Origin of the sequence: Oryzobacter faecalis, assembly GCF_046764005.1 — a bacterium.
GTDB lineage: Bacteria > Actinomycetota > Actinomycetes > Actinomycetales > Dermatophilaceae > Oryzobacter > Oryzobacter faecalis.
In genome coordinates this window covers 1-19,147 of the sequence record NZ_JBKOFW010000016.1, presented here as the reverse complement: position 1 = coordinate 19,147, position 19,147 = coordinate 1, and the positions used below count along the sequence as shown (strand labels likewise).

Annotated in this window: 16 protein-coding genes and 1 riboswitch; of the genes, 4 read left to right on the top strand and 12 right to left on the bottom strand. The window is 73.9% G+C overall.

Features of this window, described 5'->3' with window-relative positions; translation table 11 throughout:
- Positions 1-93: 93 nt before the first annotated feature.
- The 12 genes from ACK8HX_RS17420 to ACK8HX_RS17365 form a co-directional block, all read right to left on the bottom strand.
- A complete protein-coding gene (locus tag ACK8HX_RS17420; protein ID WP_411941988.1) occupies positions 94-840 on the bottom strand; it encodes an SseB family protein in 747 nt (248 codons plus the stop codon).
- A complete protein-coding gene (gene priA / locus ACK8HX_RS17415) occupies positions 837-1,583 on the bottom strand; it encodes a bifunctional 1-(5-phosphoribosyl)-5-((5-phosphoribosylamino)methylideneamino)imidazole-4-carboxamide isomerase/phosphoribosylanthranilate isomerase PriA (protein WP_411941987.1) in 747 nt (248 codons plus the stop codon). The genes ACK8HX_RS17420 and priA overlap by 4 nt, the downstream gene beginning before the upstream one ends.
- Before the next feature lie 131 nt (positions 1,584-1,714).
- Positions 1,715-2,365: an imidazole glycerol phosphate synthase subunit HisH gene (gene hisH, locus ACK8HX_RS17410; protein WP_411941986.1), complete on the bottom strand. Its 651-nt coding sequence runs from the start codon at positions 2,363-2,365 to the stop codon at positions 1,715-1,717.
- Positions 2,362-3,006, bottom strand: a complete 645-nt coding sequence (locus tag ACK8HX_RS17405; protein WP_411941985.1) for a hypothetical protein — start codon at positions 3,004-3,006, stop codon at positions 2,362-2,364. Before ACK8HX_RS17405 ends, hisH begins: the two co-directional genes overlap by 4 nt.
- 3 nt (positions 3,007-3,009) lie before the next feature.
- Positions 3,010-3,621, bottom strand: coding sequence for an imidazoleglycerol-phosphate dehydratase HisB (gene hisB / locus ACK8HX_RS17400; protein ID WP_411941984.1), 612 nt, complete (start codon positions 3,619-3,621; stop codon positions 3,010-3,012).
- On the bottom strand, positions 3,618-4,745 hold the full coding sequence (locus ACK8HX_RS17395) for a histidinol-phosphate transaminase (RefSeq protein WP_411941983.1): 1,128 nt from the start codon (positions 4,743-4,745) through the stop codon (positions 3,618-3,620). Before ACK8HX_RS17395 ends, hisB begins: the two co-directional genes overlap by 4 nt.
- 100 nt (positions 4,746-4,845) lie before the next feature.
- Positions 4,846-5,859: a ribonucleotide-diphosphate reductase subunit beta gene (locus ACK8HX_RS17390; protein WP_411941982.1), complete on the bottom strand. Its 1,014-nt coding sequence runs from the start codon at positions 5,857-5,859 to the stop codon at positions 4,846-4,848.
- Between the two features lie 5 nt (positions 5,860-5,864).
- Positions 5,865-8,285 carry a ribonucleoside-diphosphate reductase subunit alpha gene (locus tag ACK8HX_RS17385; protein WP_411941981.1) on the bottom strand — a complete coding sequence of 807 codons (2,421 nt, stop codon included), beginning with the start codon at positions 8,283-8,285 and terminating at the stop codon, positions 5,865-5,867.
- Positions 8,286-8,426: 141 nt separating this feature from the next.
- Positions 8,427-8,639, bottom strand: a riboswitch (cobalamin riboswitch).
- A gap of 57 nt (positions 8,640-8,696) precedes the next feature.
- On the bottom strand, positions 8,697-9,188 hold the full coding sequence (locus ACK8HX_RS17380) for a hypothetical protein (RefSeq protein ID WP_411941980.1): 492 nt from the start codon (positions 9,186-9,188) through the stop codon (positions 8,697-8,699).
- Between the two features lie 57 nt (positions 9,189-9,245).
- The gene (hisD, locus tag ACK8HX_RS17375; protein ID WP_411941979.1) at positions 9,246-10,598 is read right to left on the bottom strand and encodes a histidinol dehydrogenase; all 1,353 of its coding nucleotides are present in this window, start codon (positions 10,596-10,598) and stop codon (positions 9,246-9,248) included.
- A gap of 10 nt (positions 10,599-10,608) precedes the next feature.
- Complete coding sequence (locus ACK8HX_RS17370) at positions 10,609-13,605, bottom strand: bifunctional [glutamine synthetase] adenylyltransferase/[glutamine synthetase]-adenylyl-L-tyrosine phosphorylase (RefSeq protein ID WP_411941978.1); 2,997 nt, start codon at positions 13,603-13,605, stop codon at positions 10,609-10,611.
- A 5-nt stretch (positions 13,606-13,610) separates the two neighbouring features.
- Positions 13,611-14,948: a glutamine synthetase family protein gene (locus ACK8HX_RS17365; RefSeq protein WP_411941977.1), complete on the bottom strand. Its 1,338-nt coding sequence runs from the start codon at positions 14,946-14,948 to the stop codon at positions 13,611-13,613.
- A gap of 124 nt (positions 14,949-15,072) precedes the next feature.
- Here ACK8HX_RS17365 and panB point away from each other — a divergent pair, with 124 nt between their 5' ends.
- From panB to ACK8HX_RS17345, 4 genes are all read left to right on the top strand, one after another.
- Positions 15,073-15,951, top strand: a complete 879-nt coding sequence (gene panB, locus ACK8HX_RS17360; protein ID WP_411941976.1) for a 3-methyl-2-oxobutanoate hydroxymethyltransferase — start codon at positions 15,073-15,075, stop codon at positions 15,949-15,951.
- 41 nt (positions 15,952-15,992) lie between these two features.
- Positions 15,993-16,628: a class I SAM-dependent methyltransferase gene (locus ACK8HX_RS17355; protein ID WP_411941975.1), complete on the top strand. Its 636-nt coding sequence runs from the start codon at positions 15,993-15,995 to the stop codon at positions 16,626-16,628.
- A 55-nt stretch (positions 16,629-16,683) separates the two neighbouring features.
- Complete coding sequence (locus ACK8HX_RS17350; protein WP_411941974.1) at positions 16,684-17,424, top strand: class I SAM-dependent DNA methyltransferase; 741 nt, start codon at positions 16,684-16,686, stop codon at positions 17,422-17,424.
- Between the two features lie 165 nt (positions 17,425-17,589).
- On the top strand, positions 17,590-18,891 hold the full coding sequence (locus ACK8HX_RS17345; protein ID WP_411941973.1) for a sulfatase family protein: 1,302 nt from the start codon (positions 17,590-17,592) through the stop codon (positions 18,889-18,891).
- The last annotated feature ends 256 nt before the right edge of the window (positions 18,892-19,147 follow it).

Sequence of the window (19,147 nt, the reverse complement as noted above, 5' to 3'; positions counted from 1 at the left end):
ACGCGGGTGGAAGCTGGGCTTCTCTTGCACACCGCCCCGTGAGGAGCGGCCGGTCAGCGCACCAGACTACCAGCGGGGCCCCCGCGGCCGAAATCAGACGATCCGGAACGCGAGGCCGTCGACGCGGGCCCTCAGCTCGCCGTCGTGGGCGAGCCGCTCACCCACCCGGGTGGCGACGGCGCGCACGTCCTCCGGCGCCATCCCGGGGCGGAGGTGGAGCACGATGCCGAGGACGCCCGTCCCGTGCGGCCGCCCCTCCTCGACGTCGACCGCGGTGACGTCGTCCTCGTCGGCGGTCGCGTCCCGGACGCCCTTCGCGACGAAGGGGTCGGTGTGCGGCGGCTGCCAGGGGCGCTGCTGCGCGAGGGCCCACACCATCGACGGGCGCAGCACGCGGGTCACCGGCCCGGCGACGTCGAGGACGACGACGTCGCAGCGCTCGGACACCGCCGCCTGCGCGGCGCGGGCGGCCGTGACCGGCACGGGACGGGCCTGCGCGTCCCAGGCCGCGAGGGCGTCGGTGCCGGTGAAGGCGGGCAGGGCCCGCTGGCCGTCCGGGGCGACGAGGGTGACCGCGGCCATGTCGACCTGCTTCTCGACGGCGTGCTCGCCGGTGGAGTCGACCTCGGTGGGCTCGGCGACGACCGGGACGACGAACCGGGCCGTCTCGACGGCGGCCATGAGCACGGAGTCCGGGGTGCCGGGGTCGGCGAGGAGGGCGCGCAGGTGCGCGTCGGCCTCACCGGTGTCGGCCTCGAAGCCGCTGGCGCTCAGGTCGCGGCCGGCCCAGGGGACGTCGGCCGAGTCGTGCGGGCCCCCGGGGCCGGGCCCGTGCGTCACGGGCGGCCGGCGACGTCGAGGGCCTCGGGCAGCGTGAACGCGCCGCGGTAGAGCGCCGAACCGATGATGGCGCCCTCGACCCCGTCGCCGACGAGGGTGCGGATGGCGGCGACGTCCTCGAGCGTGGAGACCCCGCCCGACGCGACGACCGGCCGGTCGGTGCGGGCGCAGACGTCGCGCAGGAGCTGGAGGTTGGGGCCCTGGAGCATGCCGTCCTTGGCGACGTCGGTGACGACGTAGCGGGCGCAGCCCTCGCGGTCGAGGCGCTCGAGGGTCTCCCAGAGGTCGCCGCCCTCCGAGGTCCACCCGCGCGCCGCGAGCGTGGTCCCCCGCACGTCCAGCCCGACGGCCACCCGGTCGCCGTGCTCGGCGATGGCGGCGGCGGTCCACTCCGGGTCCTCGAGGGCCGCTGTGCCGACGTTGACCCTCCGGCAGCCGGTGGCCAGGGCGCGCTCGAGCGAGCCGGCGTCACGGATGCCGCCGCTCATCTCCACCTTGATGTCGAGGCGGCCGACGATCTCGGCGAGCAGGTCGGCGTTCGAGCTGCGCCCGAAGGCGGCGTCCAGGTCGACCAGGTGGAGCCACTCCGCGCCCTGCTCCTGCCACGCGAGGGCGGCCTCGAGCGGGTCGCCGAACTCGCCGCCGGAGCCGGCGACCCCCTGGACGAGCTGGACGGCGCGGCCCTCGACGACGTCGACGGCGGGCAGCAGCTCCAGGCGCGGCTGGTCGCTGGTGGTGCTCACGGGTGCGGTCCTCCGGGTGGTTCTGGCGGAGTCGTGTGCTCAGGTGGTCGCCCTGGCAGCCACCTCGGCACACGACTGGAGTCAAGGGGTCCAGTCTGCCCGGCGCGCGGAGGCGGCCGTCATCCGGTCCGTCAGAGGGAGCGGACCCAGTTGCGGAGGAGGGCCAGGCCCGCCTCCCCCGACTTCTCGGGGTGGAACTGGGTCGCCGACAGCGGGCCGTTCTCGACGGCGGCGACGAAGCGCTCGCCGTGCGTGGCCCACGTGACCGACGGCGCCACGGCGGCGAACGGCCCGTCGGGCTCCGGCAGGTCCCAGGTGTGGGCGGCGTAGGAGTGCACGAAGTAGAAGCGCTCGTCGCGGATGCCGTCGAAGAGGACCGTGCGCTCGGGCACCTCGACGGTGGACCAGCCCATGTGCGGCACGACGGGGGCGAGCAGGCGCGAGACCCGCCCGGGCCACTGCCCCACCCCCTCGATCGGCATGAGGCTCGGTTCGGTCGAGCCCTCGAAGAGCACCTGCATCCCGACGCAGACGCCGAGGACGGGGCGCCCCCCGGCGAGCCGGGTGTCGATGAGGCGCGGGCCGTCGGCGGCGGCGAGCCCCGCCATGCACGCGTGGAAGTTGCCGACACCGGGCACGAACAGGCCGTCGGCGGCGAGGGCGGACTCGCGGTCGGCGGTGAGCTCGACCGCTGCGCCGACGTGCTCGAGGGCGCGCACGGCGCTGCGGACGTTGCCGCTGCCGTAGTCGAGGACGACGACGCGGGGGGCGGGTGCGCTCATCGGCGTCCCCCCTCGCGCAGCCGCTCGTCCTCGGCGCGGTGGGCGGCCTCCTCGGCGACGAGGCGGTCGAAGGCGAGGACGCCGCGGTGGGACGGCTCGACGTCGGTGGCGCCGGCGCAGTCCCCGCGCACGAGCAGCTCCTTGCCGGGCAGGCCGAGCAGCCCGAGGACGGTGACGAGGAGGTCGACGGGGGTGCCGTGCCCGGAGCGCAGGACGTCGGCGAGCGCCTCCTCCCGGACCCGGCCCTCGGCACCGGCGGCCGCGAGGAGTGCGGGCAGGCGCAGGCGCGGCAGCGCCGGGGTGTCGACGACCCCGCGGCGCGGCTCCCAGACCACCCACTGGTGGTGGGCCCGCAGCCCGCGGGGGTGCACGGTGATGGCGGCGCGGCCGTGGACGTCGAACAGCCCGATGGAGGGCCGCGCCCGCCACGGCGTCGGGCGCGCGGCGAGCACCTCGAGCCCGACGTCGTACGGCGCCGCGCTCAGGGCGCGCTCGTCGGCGAGGGTGATCCCGGTCCACGGGCCGAGCGGCGCGACGGTGACCGCGACGAGGCCGCGCCGCAGCCAGCGCGAGACCGAGGCGGGCGACCGGCGCACGAGCACGAGGCCGTGCCCGGCTCCCGACCTGGCGTCGGCAGCCACGGGCTAGAGCGCGCCCTTCGCACTCGGGACGCCCTCGACGCGCGGGTCGCGGGCGACCGCCGCGCGCAGGGCGCGGGCGAGCGCCTTGAACTGGGCCTCGACGACGTGGTGCGGGTCGCGACCGGACAGCACGCGGACGTGCAGCGCGATCTGGGCGTGGAACGCGAACGACTCGAGGACGTGGCGGGTCAGGCTCCCGACGTAGTGCCCGCCGATGACGACGTACTCCTGGCCGGCCGGCTCGCCCTCGTGGACGCAGTAGGGACGACCCGCGACGTCGACGACGGCCTGCACCAGCGCCTCGTCGAGAGGGACGGTGGCGTCGCCGAACCGCGAGATGCCGGACTTGTCGCCGAGCGCCTCGCGGACCGCCTGGCCGAGGACGATCGCGACGTCCTCGACGGTGTGGTGCGCGTCGACGTGCGTGTCGCCGGTGGCCCTGACGGTGAGGTCGACGAGGGAGTGCTTCGCGAGCGAGAGGAGCATGTGGTCGTAGAACGGGACGCCGGTGCTGACGTCGCCGCGGCCGGTGCCGTCGAGGTCGACGGTCACCTCGACGGTGCTCTCGGACGTGCCGCGGCGCACGGTGGCGGTGCGGGGGGCGTCGGTGCTCACGGAGCTGCTCCTGTGGGGGTCGGGGCGAGGGCGGCCACGGCCTCGAGGAACCGGGTGGTCTCGTCAGGGGTGCCCGCCGTGACACGAAGATAGTGGGGAATGCCGACGTCGCGGACGAGGACGCCCCGGTCGAGCAGCGCCTGCCACGTCGCGCGGGCGTCGGCGAGGTGCCCGAAGAGGACGAAGTTCGCGTCGCTCGGCACCGGCTCGAACCCGAGTGCGCCGAGCTCGGCGACGACCCGGTCGCGCTGCTCCTTGATGACGTCGACCGTCTCGAGCATGAGGTCGGCGTGCGCGAGCGCGGCGAGGGCGACGGCCTGGGTCGGTGTCGAGAGGTGGTACGGCATCCGGACGAGGCGCAGCGCCTCGGTGACGGCGGGGTCGGCGGCGAGGTAGCCCAGGCGGCCGCCGGCCAGCGCGAACGCCTTCGACATCGTGCGGGTCACGACGAGGCGGGGGCGCCCGGCGAGGAGGGTCAGGGCGCTCGGCGTCCCGGGGCGGGCGAACTCCTCGTAGGCCTCGTCGACGACGACGAGCGCCTCGGGGGCCGCGTCGTGCACCGCCTCGACGACGTCGAGGCCGAGGGCGGTCCCGGTGGGGTTGTTCGGCGAGCAGAGGAAGACGACGTCGGGCCGGTGCTCGACGACCTGCCGGACGGCGGATGCCGCGTCGAGGTCGAACGCGCCGTGCCCCTCGACACCCCGCATCCCGTCGAGCCACGTCGTCCCCGTGGTCGTCGTGATGATCGGGTGCATCGAGTACGCCGGGGTGAAGCCCAGCGCCGTGCGTCCGGGGCCGCCGAAGGCCTGGAGGAGGTGGAGGAGGACCTCGTTGGACCCGTTGCCCGCCCAGACCTGCTCGGCGGTCACCCGGGTGCCGCTGCGCGACAGGTACGCCGCGAGCGCCCGGCGCAGCGCGGTGAACTCGCGGTCCGGGTAGCGGTTGAGGCCGGCGGCGGCCTCGCGGACCGCCGCGGCGATGGCGTCGACGACGACCGCGGGCACCGGGTAGCTGTTCTCGTTCGTGTTGAGCGCGACGGGGACCTCGAGCTGCGGTGCGCCGTAGGCGGTCCGGCCGCGCAGGTCGGGTCGCAGCATCGCCTCGACGGTCGTGCGCGGGTCCATGCGGTGCAGTCTATTTCGGCGGCCATGACGGCCGACGAGGCCGGTCACGGGCGGAGACACCGCCACGCGACCGGCCCCGGTCGGACCCGAGGACGCCCGCTCAGAAGTCGTCGTCGAAGGTCACTGCCCCGGTGACGCCCACCTGGTACGCCGACACCCGGCGCTCGAAGAAGTTCGCGAGCTCCTGGACGTCCTGCAGCTCCATGAACGCGAGCGGGTTGCGCGACCCGTAGGCCGCCGGGAAGCCCAGCCGCTCGAGCCGCCGGTCGGCCACGTGCTCGAGGTAGGAGCGCATGTCGGTGGTCGAGAGCCCCGCCACTCCCCCGCCGAGCAGGTCCTGCGCGAACTGCGCCTCGCAGTCGACCGCCTCCATCATCATCCGGCGCACGTCGTCGGCGAACGCGTCGTCGACGAGGTCGGGCTCCTCCTCCCGGGCGGTGTCGATGACGTCGAAGGCGAACGCCATGTGCATCGACTCGTCGCGGAACACCCAGTTCGTCCCCGAGGCCAGCCCGTTGAGCAGGCCCCGCGACCGCAGGAAGTACACGTACGCGAAGGCGCCGTAGAAGAACAGCCCCTCGATGCACGCTGCGAAGCAGACGAGGTTGAGCAGGAAGGCGCGCCGGTCCTCGGCCGTCTCGAGCCGCCGCACGTCCGAGAGCGAGTCGATCCACCGGAAGCAGAAGTCCGCCTTGGCCTTGATCGACGGGATGTTCTCCACGGCCGCGAACGCCGCGTGCCGCTCGGCGTCGTCGGGCACGTAGGTGTCGAGGAGGGTCAGGTAGAACTGCACGTGCACCGCCTCCTCGAACAGCTGCCGCGAGAGGTAGAGCCGCGCCTCGGGGGCGTTGACGTGCGTGTAGAGGTTGAGCACGAGGTTGTTCGCGACGATCGTGTCGCCGGTGGCGAAGAACGCGACGAGGCGGCTCACGAGGTGCCGCTCGGCCGGGCTCAGCTTCCGCAGGTCCGCGAGGTCGCTGTGCAGGTCGACCTCCTCGACGGTCCACGTGTTCTTGATGGCGTCGCGGTACCGGTCGTAGAAGTGCGGGTAGCGCATCGGTCGCAGCGTGAGGTCGAGCCCGGGGTCGAGGAGCAGGGTCCGGGTGCCCGTCACGGCGCTCACTGGCAGGCCTCGCAGGACTCGGGGTTCTCGAGCGAGCAGGCGAGGGCGGCCGACGCCTCCTCGTCCTGTGCCGGCACCGCGGGAAGCGGTGCGGCGGAACGGGTCTCGGTCACCGTCGTCTGCTGGATGCGGGTCGCCGGCCGGGACCTGAGGTAGTAGGTCGTCTTCAGTCCCGACTTCCACGCGTGCAGGTACATCGAGGACAGCTTCCCGATCGTCGGGCTCGCCATGAACAGGTTGAGCGACTGGCTCTGGTCGACGTACGGCTGGCGCGCCGCGGCCATCGCGATGAGGGCGCGCTGCGGCAGCTCCCAGGCCGTGCGGAACAGGTGGCGCACGTCCTCCGGCAGTGCCGCGACGCCGGCCACCGAGCCCTCGGCGCGCTTGACGGCGTCGCGGGTCTCGGAGCTCCAGAGCCCACGGGCCTTCAGCTCGCGGACGAGGTGCCCGTTGACCTGGAGGAACTCGCCCGACAGCGTCTCGCGCTTGAAGAGGTTCGACACCTGCGGCTCGATGCACTCGCCGCAGCCGGCGATGGAGGCGATCGTCGCCGTCGGTGCGATGGCGACGAGGAGGGCGTTGCGAAGCCCGGTGCGGGCGACCCTCTCCCGCAGCGCGTCCCACCGCTCGGTCTGGGTCGGCGTCACGTCGTAGTGGTCGAGGTGGAGGATGCCGCGCGCCGCCCGCGTCTGCGCGAACGCCGGGTGGGCGCCGACCTCCTCGGCGAGCTCGGCCGACCGCTCCAGTGCCGAGAGCTGGACCTCCTCGGCGATGCGGGTCGACAGCTCGAGCGCCTCGGGAGAGTCGAACGGCAGCCGCAGCGCGAACAGGACGTCCTGGAGCCCCATGTAGCCCAGGCCCACCGGGCGCCAGCGCGGGTTGGACCGCCCGGCCTCCTCGCTCGGGTAGTAGTTGATGTCGATGACGCGGTCGAGGTAGGTCACGGCGGTGCGCACCGTGGCGCGCAGCCGCTCCCAGTCGATGCCGGCGCCGTCGGCGGTGAGGTGGCGGTACAGGTTGACCGAGCCGAGGTTGCACACGGCGGTCTCCTCGTCGCTGCTCACCTCGATGATCTCGGTGCACAGGTTCGACAGGTGCACGACGTTGCCCGGTTCGGCCGTCTGGTTGCACGCCCGGTTCGAGGCGTCCTTGAACGTCATCCAGCCGTTGCCGGTCTGGGCGAGGGTCCGGATCATCCGGCCCCAGAGGTCGCGGGCCCGGACCTGGCGCACGACGCGCCCCTCGCGCTCGGCGGCCCGGTAGGCCTCGTCGAACGCGTCGCCCCACAGGTCGGTGAGGCCGGGCACCTCGCTCGGGTCGACGAGGCTCCACACCTCGTCGGCCTCGACCCGGCGGAGGAACTCGTCGGGCAGCCAGTTGGCGAGGTTGAGGTTGTGGGCGCGGCGGGCGTCCTCGCCGGTGTTGTCGCGCAGCTCGAGGAACTCCTCGATGTCGGGGTGCCACGGCTCGAGGTAGACGCAGGCGGCCCCCTTGCGCCGTCCTCCCTGGTTGACGGCGGCGACCGACGCGTCGAGGGTGCGCAGCCACGGGACGATGCCGTTGCTCGTGCCGTTCGTGCCCCGGATGAGGGCGCCGCGGCCCCGGACGCGGGAGAAGGCGATCCCGATGCCGCCGGCGAACTTCGACAGGCGAGCGACCTGCTGGTAGCGCTCGTAGATCGAGTCGAGCTCGTCGCGCGGGCTGTCGACGAGGTAGCAGGACGACATCTGCGTGTGCCGGGTGCCGGAGTTGAACAGCGTCGGGCTGCTCGGCAGGTAGGCCAGGCTCGCCATCAGGCGGTACAGGTCGATGGCCTCGCGCGGGCTGTGCGCCAGGCCGCAGGCGACGCGCAGGAGGAAGTACTGCGGGGTCTCGACGACGAGGCGGGTCGTCGGGTGGCGCAGCAGGTAGCGGTCGACGACCGTGCGCAGGCCGAAGTACTCGAACCTGCGGTCGTTCACGGGGTCGACGGCGACGTCGAGCTTGCGGGCGTTGGCCGCGACGAAGGCCGCCGTCGTGTCGCCGATGAGCCCCTCGGCGTGGCCGAGCGCCACCGACTGCGAGAACGACGCAACGCCGTGGCCGCGCACCTCCTTGTCGACGTACGCGGCGAGGAGGCGGGCCGCGAGGCGGCTGTACTCGGGCTCCTCGCCGATGAGCTCGGCGGCGGTCTGGATCGAGAGCCGGTCCAGCTCGGCCGTCGTCGCGCCGTCGTAGAGGCCGCTGATGGTGCGCGTCGCGACGCGCAGCGGGTCGACCTCGTCGAGGCCGTCGCAGACGCGGTCCACGGCCCGGACGATCTTGTTGACGTCGACGGGCTCGGCGTCGCCGTTGCGCTTGCGCACCTGCATCGCGGTGCGGGTGGGGGGTGGGGTGTCTGCTCCGGTGGTGTCCGGGGCGACGGTGGTGGTGCTCATCTGCTCTCTCCTCGCGAGCTCGGGCCTGCTCCGCGAGCGCGCGAGGGGTGACGAGGACGGCAGGAGGCGCCGGCGACCGACACCCGTGGACCTGCCACTCCCGTCGGCCGTCCCGCGCGACCGTGGAGGTGCCGCACCCGGGCGGGTGCGGCGCGACTGGCAGGTCTTCGGACTCGTGGGCGTGGCTCGCGCCGCCTACTGCCCGCCGCTTCCCAGGCCCGGAGGCCCAGTGCTGTTGACGGGGGTCGTTCCCACTCACCGCTGCGGGGCAGTCCCGGACTCGCACCGGGTTCCCTCTTGCCCCACCTCACGCCCGGACGGAGCGATCGGTGGACCAGCTGCGAGACCCACCATATGTGGGGCCACCGACACCGCGCGGGACCCACATGCTGTGGCGTGTCGGGCGCCGGGTCAGTCGAGGAAGGGGCCGCGCAGCCAGTCCCGGGCCTCGTCCCCGGGCGGAGGGGGCGGCGCGCCGAGCCGCGCACCGACGACGAGGACCGCGGCGGCGGCGGCCGCGCCCGCGAGCCCCCACCCGGCGGAGGCCGACGACCCGAGCATCCCCGGCGTCAGCGCCACGACCGTCCCCACGGCCGCGGCCCAGGAGACGGCGGCCGCGGCCGCGACGAGGCGCGCCGGGAGCCCGGCGCGCCGGGTCAGGTGGGTCGCGCCCACGGTGAGCAGCCAGGGCAGCGAGAGCCAGAGGCCGACGAAGGACACGCGCACGAGGGTGGCCCCCACGCCGTCACCGAACGAGCCGCCCACGACGACCACGGTGGCGGCGAGGAGGACGAGGGCGGTCGCCGTCCGGGCCGTGCGCAGGATGCCGTGGGCGGGCCGGGGTCGAGCCGCGTCGACGACCCGCGGGCCGGCGACGGGCACGTGCTGGACCCTGTCGACCATCGCGTCGACGCTAGCCCGCGGCGCCGACGCCCGCAGGTCGGGTCGCGGACGTGCAGGTCAGGCCTGCGGGTCGACCTCGGGATGGCGGGCGAGGACGGCCTCGCCGTGCGCCGGCAGGTCCTCGGCGCGCGCCAGGGTGACGACGTGGCCGCCGACGTCGCGCAGCGCGTCCTGCGAGTACGTGACGACGTGGATGCCGCGCAGGAACGACTGCACCGACAGCCCGCTGCTGTGGCAGGCGCACCCGCCGGTGGGCAGGACGTGGTTCGAGCCGGCCGCGTAGTCGCCGAGGCTCACCGGGGACCACGGGCCGACGAACACCGCCCCGGCGTTTCGGACCCGCGCCGCGACGGCCGCCGCGTCGCGGGTCTGGATCTCCAGGTGCTCGGCCGCGTAGGCGTTGACGAGCGCGAGCCCGGCGTCGAGGTCGTCGACGAGGACGAGCGCGGACTGCGCGCCACGCAGGGCCGTCGCGACCCGCTCGGTGTGCTTGGTCGCCGCGACCCGCCGCACGAGGGCGGCCTCGACGGCCTCGACCAGCGTGTCGCTGTCGGTGACGAGGACGGCCGCCGCGAGCGGGTCGTGCTCGGCCTGCGACACGAGGTCGGAGGCGACGTGCTCGGCATCCGCGGAGTCGTCGGCGAGGACGGCGATCTCGGTGGGTCCGGCCTCGGCGTCGATGCCGATGACGCCCTTGAGCAGCCGCTTGGCCGCGGCGACGTAGATGTTGCCCGGTCCCGTGACGAGGCTGACCGGGTCGCAGGTGTCGTCACCGTCGTCGACCCCGTGGGCGAAGGCAGCGACGGCCTGCGCGCCACCCATCGCCCACACCTCGTCGACGCCGAGGAGGGCGCAGGCCGCGAGGATCGTCGGGTGCGGCCAGCCCCCGTGGTCGCGCTGGGGCGGGCTGGCGACCGCGAGGCTCGGCACCCCGGCGAGCTGGGCCGGCACGACGTTCATCACGACGCTGCTCGGGTAGACCGCCAGGCCTCCCGGCACGTAGAGGCCGACCCGGTCGACGGGCACCCAGCGCTCGGTCACGGTGCCGCCGTCGACGACCGTCGTCGTCGTGTCGGTGCGCCGCTGGTCGGCGTGGACGACCCGGGCCCGGCGGATCGACTCCTCGAGGGCGGCCCGCACGGCCGGGTCGAGGGCGTCGAGGGCCGAGGCCACGACGTCGGCGGGGACGCGCAGCCGGGGCGGGCGGATCCCGTCGAAGCGCTCCGCCGCGTCGTAGAGGGCCGCGGCACCGCGCACGCGGACGTCGTCGACGATGGGGCGCACCGTGTCGAGGGCGGCCTCGACGTCGAACTCGGCGCGGGGCAGCGCGGCTCGCAGCTCGCGCAGGCCGAGGTGCCGGCCGCGCAGGTCGAGCCGCGGGATGACGCCGGTCGTCGTGCTGTCGGACATGGCCACCAGTCTAGGTTTCGTAGAAGACGGCCTCGTGGGCCACCCGGGCGTGCCGCGCCACGCGGCGGTACCGCTCCCCCAGCTCCTGGCCCGAGCCGCCCGGGAGGCCGAGGATGCGGGCGATCCCGTCGGCGTCGCGCGGGTCGGTGGGCACGGCCTCGAGCACCTTGGCGCGGAAGAGCACGCCCGCGTTGCGCATCGACGAGGCGAGGCGCCACGCGGCCGAGAGGTCGGCGGCGTGGGCCGGGTCGATGAGCCCGAGCCGCTCCGCCGCGTCGAGGGCGGCCGTCGTCGAGGGCGTCCGCAGCTCGGGGTGGGCGTGCGCGTGCCGCAGCTGCAGCAGCTGCACGACCCACTCGACGTCGGAGAGGCCGCCGTGGCCGAGCTTGAAGTGGGTCTTGCGGTCGGCCCCGCGCGGAAGCCGCTCGGACTCCATCCGGGCCTTGAGGGTGCGGATCTCGCGCAGCTGCTCGGCGGTCAGGCCGCCCTCGGGCCAGCGCAGGGGCGCCACGAGGTCGAGGAAGCGCCGACCGAGGTCCTCGTCACCGGCGACCGGCGTGGCGCGCAGCAGCGCCTGCGCCTCCCACACGAGGGACCAGCGGCCGTAGTACTCGCGGTACGACGCCAGGGAGCGCACGAGCGGCCCGTTCTTGCCCTCGGGTCGCAGGGAGGCGTCGACGTCCAGGTTGGGGTCGGGCCCGCGCAGGCCGAGGAGGCGGATCAGCTCCTTGACGACCTCCATCGCCTGCTGCTGGGCCGCGACCTCGTCGGCGCCCTCGACGGGGTCGTGGACGAACATGACGTCGGCGTCGGACCCGTAGCCCTGCTCGCCGCCACCGAGGCGGCCCATCCCGACGACGAGCAGGCGGGTGAGCGCCGGTGCGCCGGTGCGCTGCTCGACGTCGGCGACGCAGACCTCGAGCGTCACCTGCAGCAGGGCGGACGTGAGGTCGGTCATCGCGGCGCCGAGGGCGTCGAGGGCGAGCGAGCCGGACAGGTCCGCGACGGCGATGCGGAACAGCTCGCTGCGCCGGATGGTGCGCGCGGCCAGCACCGCGGCCTGCGGGTCGTCCTTGCGGCCGGCGGCCGACCGCATCCGGCGCAGGACGTCGTCGCGGGAGCGGGGGGTGAGACCGGCGGAGTCGCCGAGGAACTGCACGCACTCGGGGGCCTGCTCGAGCAGGTCGGCGGCGAACCGGCTGCGGGCGAGGGTGTGGGCGAGCCGCTCGGCCGCGGAGCCCTCGTCGCGCAGCAGCCGGAGGTACCAGTGGGTCGAGCCGAGCTCGTCGCTGATCTTGCGGAAGGCGAGGAGCCCGGCATCGGGGTCGGCCTCGTCGGCGAACCAGCCGAGCATGACCGGCAGGAGCTGGCGCTGGATGGCGGCCCGCCGGCTCAGCCCGTCGGTGAGCGCCTCCAGGTGCCTCAGGGCGCCGCGGGGGTCGCGGAACCCGAGCGCGGACAGCCGCTCCCGCGCCGCCTCGGGCGTGAGGCGCACGTCGGAGTCGGACAGGCGCGCCACCGCCGACAGCAGCGGCCGGTAGAAGATCCGCTCGTGGAGGCGCCGGACCTCGCGCTGCTGCGCGCGCCACTGCGCGACGACCGACTCCGCGGGCGAGGACCGGTGCCCGAGGGCGCGGCCCAGCCGGCGCAGGTCGGCGGGCGCGGTCGGCATCAGGTGCGTCCGGCGCAGGCGGAACAGCTGGATGCGGTGCTCGAGGGTGCGCAGCAGCCGGTAGGCGGCCTCGAGGGTGGCGGCGTCCTCACGACCGACGTAGCCGCCGCGGGACAGCGCCGCGAGCCCGTCGAGGGTCGTCCCGGTGCGCAGCGACTCGTCGGCGCGGCCGTGGACGAGCTGGAGCAGCTGCACCGAGAACTCGACGTCCCGCAGACCCCCGGGGCCGAGCTTGAGCTGGCGGTCGGCCTCGGCGGCGGGGATGTGCTGCTCGACCCGGCGGCGCATCGCCTGGACGTCGTCGACGAAGTTCTCGCGGGTCGAGGCCTGCCACACCATCGGCTGCACCGCGTCGAGGTAGGCCTTCCCCACCTCCGGGTCGCCGGCGACGGGCCGGGCCTTGAGCAGCGCCTGGAACTCCCAGGTCTTCGCCCACCGCTCGTAGTAGGCGCGGTGGCTCGCGACCGTCCGCACGAGGGGGCCGTTCTTGCCCTCGGGGCGCAGGGCGGGGTCGACCTGCCACAGCGAGCCCGCCGCGGTCGAGGCTGAGCAGATCCGCATGAGCCGGGTGGCGAGGTCGGTCCCCACGGCCGTCGCGTCCTCCTCGGAGACCCCGTCGGCGGGCTCGACGACGAAGATGACGTCGACGTCGGACACGTAGTTGAGCTCGCACCCACCCGTCTTGCCCATGGCGACGACCGCGAGCCGGGCACGGTCGGCATCGGGACCCACCTCCGCGCGCGCGATGGCGAGCGCCGCCTCGAGCGCGGCCTGCGCGAGGTCGGCGAGCGCGGCGGCGGTCTCGGGCAGCGAGGCGACGGGGTCGGGTGCCGTGAGGTCGAGCGCGGCGACCCCGAGGAGCTGGCGGCGGTACTCGGTGCGCAGGACGTCGACCGCCGGGACGTCACCCGGCGTGGTGACCGCCCCGACGAGCCGCTCCACCCGCTCCCCCACGCCGAGCGGTGCCGCGTCGGTGACGGCCGTCCAGTGGTCCGGGTTCGCGACGAGGTGGTCACCGAGCGCCGCCGATGCGCCGAGGACGGCGAGCACGCGGTCGCGCGGCCGTCCCGGGACCGCCAGCGCCTCGGTGACGGGTCCGCGCAGCGCGGGCACGCGCCCCGCGGCCTCCATGAACCGCACGAGCCCGAGGAGGGCGCCGTCGGGGTCGGGGACGGCGGCGAGCGCCTCGGCGAGCCCGTGCTCCTCGATGTGCTCGCGCGAGTGGACCAGCCCCGCGACGGCCGGGTCCTGGAGGAGGGCGTGGGCGCGGGAGGGGTCGTCGAAACCGAGCCGCGCGATGGCGGCCGGGACGGAGCCGGGCCCGCGGGAGCTCATGCCCGTCAGAGCCGCAGCAGGTAGCGATCGAGCTCGAAGGCGGTGACCTGGTTGCGGTAGTCGTTCCACTCGGCGCGCTTGTTGCGCAGGAAGAAGTCGAAGGTGTGCTCGCCGAGCGTCTCCGCGACGAGCTCGCTGCTCTCCATGACGGCGATGGCCTCGCTGAGGCTCGCCGGCAGCGGCTTGATGCCCATGGCGCGGCGCTCGGAGTCGGTGAGGCTCCAGACGTCGTCCTCGGTCTCCGGCGGCAGCTCGTAGCCCTCCTCGATGCCCTTGAGCCCGGCGGCGAGCAGGACGGCGAAGGCGAGGTAGGGGTTGCAGGCGCTGTCGATGCTGCGGACCTCGACCCGGCTGCTGTTGCCCTTGTTCGGCTTGTACATCGGCACGCGGATGAGGGCGGAGCGGTTGTTGTGCCCCCACGTCAGGTGCGCCGGTGCCTCGCCCCCGCCCCAGAGGCGCTTGTAGGAGTTGACCCACTGGTTGGTGACGGCGGTGATCTCGGCGCCGTGGCGGAGCAGCCCGGCGATGAACTGCCGCGCGATCTTCGACAGCTGGTACGGCGCGCCGGGCTCGTGGAAGGCGTTGGTGTCGCCCTCGAAGAGCGAGAGGTGCGTGTGCATGGCCGACCCGGGGTGCTCGGCGAACGGCTTGGGCATGAAGGAGGCGTGGATGCCCTGCTCGAGGGCGACCTCCTTGATGACCGTGCGGAAGGTCATGATGTTGTCGGCGGTGGACAGGGCGTCGGCGTAGCGCAGGTCGATCTCGTTCTGCCCGGGGGCGCCCTCGTGGTGGCTGAACTCGACCGAGATCCCCATCGCCTCGAGCATCGAGATGGCGGCCCGTCGGAAGTCGTGGCTGTTGCCGCGCGCCACGTGGTCGAAGTACCCGGCCTGGTCGACGGGCTCCGGGGACGTCCCGGGCTTCCACCCGTCCTTGAGGAGGAAGAACTCGATCTCGGGGTGGGTGTAGAACGTGAAGCCCTGGTCCGACGCCTTGGTCAGCGCCCGCTGGAGGACGTGGCGCGGGTCGGCCATCGACGGCGTGCCGTCGGGCATCGTCAGGTCGCAGAACATCCGTGCCGTCCCGGGGCTGTCGCCGCGCCACGGCAGCACCTGGAAGGTGCTCGGGTCGGGCTTGGCGAGCATGTCGGCCTCGTAGACCCGGGCGAACCCCTCGATGACCGAGCCGTCGAAGCCGATGCCCTCGGCGAAGGCGCCCTCGAGCTCGGCGGGAGCGATCGCCACCGACTTCAGCGTGCCGAGCACGTCGGTGAACCAGAGCCGGACGAACCGGATGTCGCGCTCTTCGATGGTGCGGAGGACGAACTCCTGCTGACGGTCCATGTGTCGATCCTGCCGCACTCGTGTTTCCTGCGGGTGACACCGACATGCGCTGGACGCCCCCGACGTGCCGAGGGGCCCGGGCGCTCCACCGGCGCCCGGGCCGGCGACCCCTACGATCGACGCCATGAGCGAGCCGATGCCGTCCTCCTCCTCCGCGCCGGAGACGACCGCGCCCTACGGGACGGGCGCCCAGGCGGCCCCGCAGCGGCGCGTCCGGGTGCCCCACCTGCTCCAGATGAAGGAGCGCGGCGAGAAGTGGGCCATGCTCACCGCGTACGACATGTACACGGCCGAGATCTTCGACGAGGCCGGCATCCCCGTGCTCCTCGTCGGCGACAGCGCGGGCAACAACGTCTACGGCTTCGAGACGACCGTGCCCGTCACCGTCGACCACCTCGTGCCGCTCGTGCGGGCGGTCACCTCGGCGGCGAAGCACGCGATGGTCGTCGCCGACCTCCCCTTCGGCTCCTACCAGGCCAGCCCGCAGCAGGCGCTCGCCACCGCCACGCGGTTCATGAAGGAGGGGATGGCGCACGCCGTCAAGCTCGAGGGCGGCAAGCCGATGGTCCCCGAGGTCGAGCTGCTCGTGCGCGCCGGCATCCCGGTCATGGGCCACATCGGGTTCACCCCGCAGAGCGAGCACGTCCTCGGCGGGTACAAGGTGCAGGGCCGCGGGGCCGGCGCGGACAAGCTCCTCGAGGACGCCCTCGCGCTCGAGGAGGCCGGGTGCTTCGCCATCGTCATGGAGATGGTCCCGGCCCCCGCGGCCGCGAAGGTCACCGAGGCGCTGCGGATCCCGACGATCGGCATCGGCGCCGGGCCGCAGTGCGACGCGCAGGTCCTCGTCTGGCAGGACATGGCCGGGCTGCGCGGCGGGCGGGCCCCGCGGTTCGTCAAGAAGTACGCCGACCTGCGCGGCGCCCTCCACGACGCGGCGGCTGCCTACGCCGCCGAGGTCGCGGGCGGGACCTTCCCGGCGGCCGAGCACTCCTTCGAGTCCTGAAACCGCGACACACGAGAGGACGTCGGACCGGCATGTGGCCCATGGACACCCCCAACGCCCCGTCGCCCACCCGTTGGTCGGCCCTCCAGAGCGGTCCGGAGGCCGCGGCCGCGTACCGCCGCCGCTTCCTCGACCTCGAGGAGTCCGGCGCCGACCTCCACGGCGAGGCCCGCTTCGTCACCGAGCTCGTGCCGCCGCCCTCCCGCGTCCTCGACGGCGGGTGCGGGTTCGGCCGGGTCGCGTCCGAGCTGACCCGGCTCGGGCACCACGTCGTCGGGGTCGACGCCGACCCCCACCTCATCGACATCGCCCGCGAGGAGGACCGGGACACGCACTTCCTCGTCGCCGACCTCGCCCGGCTCAACCTGCGGACCGAGCAGGAGTTCCACTGCATCGTCCTCGCGGGCAACGTCGTGCCCTACCTCGCCGACGGCACCCTCGGCACCGTCCTCGAGCGGATGGCCGCGCACCTCGCCCCGCAGGGGTACCTCGTCGCGGGCTTCGGGCTGCCGGGGTCGCTCCCGGAGGCGGCGGCGAAGGTCGACCTGCGCACCTACGACCGGCTCGCGGACGCCGCCGGGCTCGCCTACATCACGCGGTACTCCACGTGGGACAAGCAGCCCTTCGTCGAGGGCGGCGACTACGCCGTCTCGGTGCACCGCCGCCGCGCCGGCTGACCTGCCACAGGAAAACCGTTGGCGGGCAGCCGCGTCCACGGGACAGGGTGGGGCGATGACGAGCTCCGACCTCTGGGACGCCGAGACCGCGGCACGCTACGACGACGAGGCGGCGTCGATGTTCGCGCCCGAGGTCCTCGAGCCCGCCCTCGAACTGCTGGCGTCCCTCGCCGGTGACGGACCGGTGCTCGAGCTGGCCGTCGGGACCGGCCGCGTGGCGGTGCCGCTGCGCGAGCGCGGGCTCGAGGTGTCCGGGATCGAGCTGTCCCGACCGATGGCCGAGCGGCTGCGGGCGAAGCGTTCGGACGTGCCGGTGCTCGTCGGCGACATGGCGACGACCCGGGTGCCCGGCGAGTTCTCGCTCGTCTACCTCGTGTTCAACACCCTGGGCAACCTTCGGACGCAGGACGAGCAGGTCGAGTGCTTCCGCAACGCGGCCCGCCACCTGGCCCCGGGCGGCCGGTTCGTCGTCGAGATCGGCGTCCCCTCCCTGCGGCGGCTCCCGCCGGGCCAGTCGGCCGTGCCCTTCGACGTGAGCGACGGGCACGTCGGCTTCGACACCTACGACCTCGTCGGGCAGCAGGGCACGTCGCACCACCTCACCCGGTGCGATGACGGCAGCTTCCGGTACGGGGTGCACCACTACCGGTTCGTGTGGCCCGAGGAGTGCGACCTCATGGCGCGGCTCGCCGGGCTCGAGCTCGAGCACCGCTGGTCGAACTGGCGGGGAGCGCCGTTCACCCACGACAGCGAGCAGCACGTCTCCGTCTGGCGCAGACCGGTCGAGAAGGCGTGAGGCCCTCCGACCACCGAGGATTCCTGCGGTCTCTAGGGTCGAGGTCATGCCACGACGGCCCAACATCGTCTTCGTCATGTCCGATGACCACGCGGCCCATGCGATCAGCGCGTACGGAAGCCGGGTGAACCGGACCCCCACCTCGACCGGCTCGCCGCCGAGGGCGTGCGCTTCGACGCCTGCTTCTGCACGAACTCCATCTGCGCACCCAGCCGCGCGACGATCCTCACGGGGACGTACAACCACGTCAACGGCGTGACGACCCTGAGCGCACAGTTCGACAGCGAGCAGCCGACGTTCCCTGCCACCCTCCGGTCTGCGGGCTACCAGACCGCCATCTTCGGCAAGTGGCACCTCGGACACGGACCCGGGCACGACCCCGTGGGGTTCGACGAGTGGCGGGTCCTGCCCGACCAGGGCGAGTACCACGACCCCGAGCTCATCGGCGCCGACGGACGCTCCCGGATCCCCGGGTACGTCACCGACATCCTCACCGACCTGTCGCTCGACTGGATCTCCGCCCGGGACCGCTCCCGGCCATTCTGCCTCCTGCTCCACCACAAGGCACCGCACCGCAGCTGGGAGCCCGCCCCGCGCCACCAGCAGATGTACGCCTCCGAGGAGATCCGCGAGCCGGTCACCTTCCGCGACGACTACACCCACCGTTCGACCGCCGCGAGCCGGGCCCGCATGCGGATGACGGACCTGTGGCCGCAGGACGTGAAGGAGGAGCCACCGGCAGGGCTCGCCGGGGAGGCGCTCGACTCGTGGCTGTACCAGCGCTACATCAAGGAGTACCTGCGCTGCGTCGCCTCCATCGACGACACCATGGGCCGCCTGCTCGACCACCTCGACGCCGAGGGGCTGGCCGAGGACACCATCGTCGTCTACACCTCGGACCAGGGCTTCTTCCTGGGGGACCACGGCTGGTTCGACAAGCGGTTCATGTACGAGGAGTCGCTGCGGATGCCGCTGCTGGTGCGCTACCCCCGGGAGGTCGCCGGGGGTCGGGCCTGTTCCGAGCTGACGATGAACGTCGACGTCGCCCAGACCCTGCTCGACCTGTGCGGCGTCCCCGCGCCGGCGCGCATGCAGGGCCACAGCCTGCGGCCCCTGCTGCGTGGGGAGACCCCGCAGGAGTGGCGCCGCGCGGTCTACTACCGCTACTGGGAGCACGACGACGGCAGCCACGGGGTGTGGGCGCACTACGGCGTCCGGACCGAGCGCCACAAGCTCATCTACTACTACAACGACGGGCTGGGCCAGCCCGGGGCCTCCGAGTCGCAGGCGCCACCGGAGTGGGAGCTGTTCGACCTCGAGACCGACCCCTACGAGATGCACAGCGTCTACGACGACCCCTCGTACCGCGCCGTCCGCGAGGAGCTCACCGTCGAGCTCCGTCGCCAGCAGCGGGCCATCGGCGACGAGCCCCATCCGTCGCAGGCCGACACGAGCGCCACCCGCTGACCGCACGTCAGGCCGTGGCCGGGCACCCTGCGGTGGTCGGGTTCGGTGGTGCGGACGGCGCCGGTGGGGCTGGTCCAGGTGAGGGTGCCGTCGGGGTGGAGGGTGGGGCGCCATCGTCCGCGTTGTGTCATCCGGTGGTGTCGGCGGCAGAGCGCCATGAGGTTGCTGGGGGTCGTGGAGCCGGCGGGCCAGGGCCGGAGGTGGTCGAGGTCGGCGTGGGTGGCCGCCCGGGTGCAGCCCCACATCCGGCAGGTGC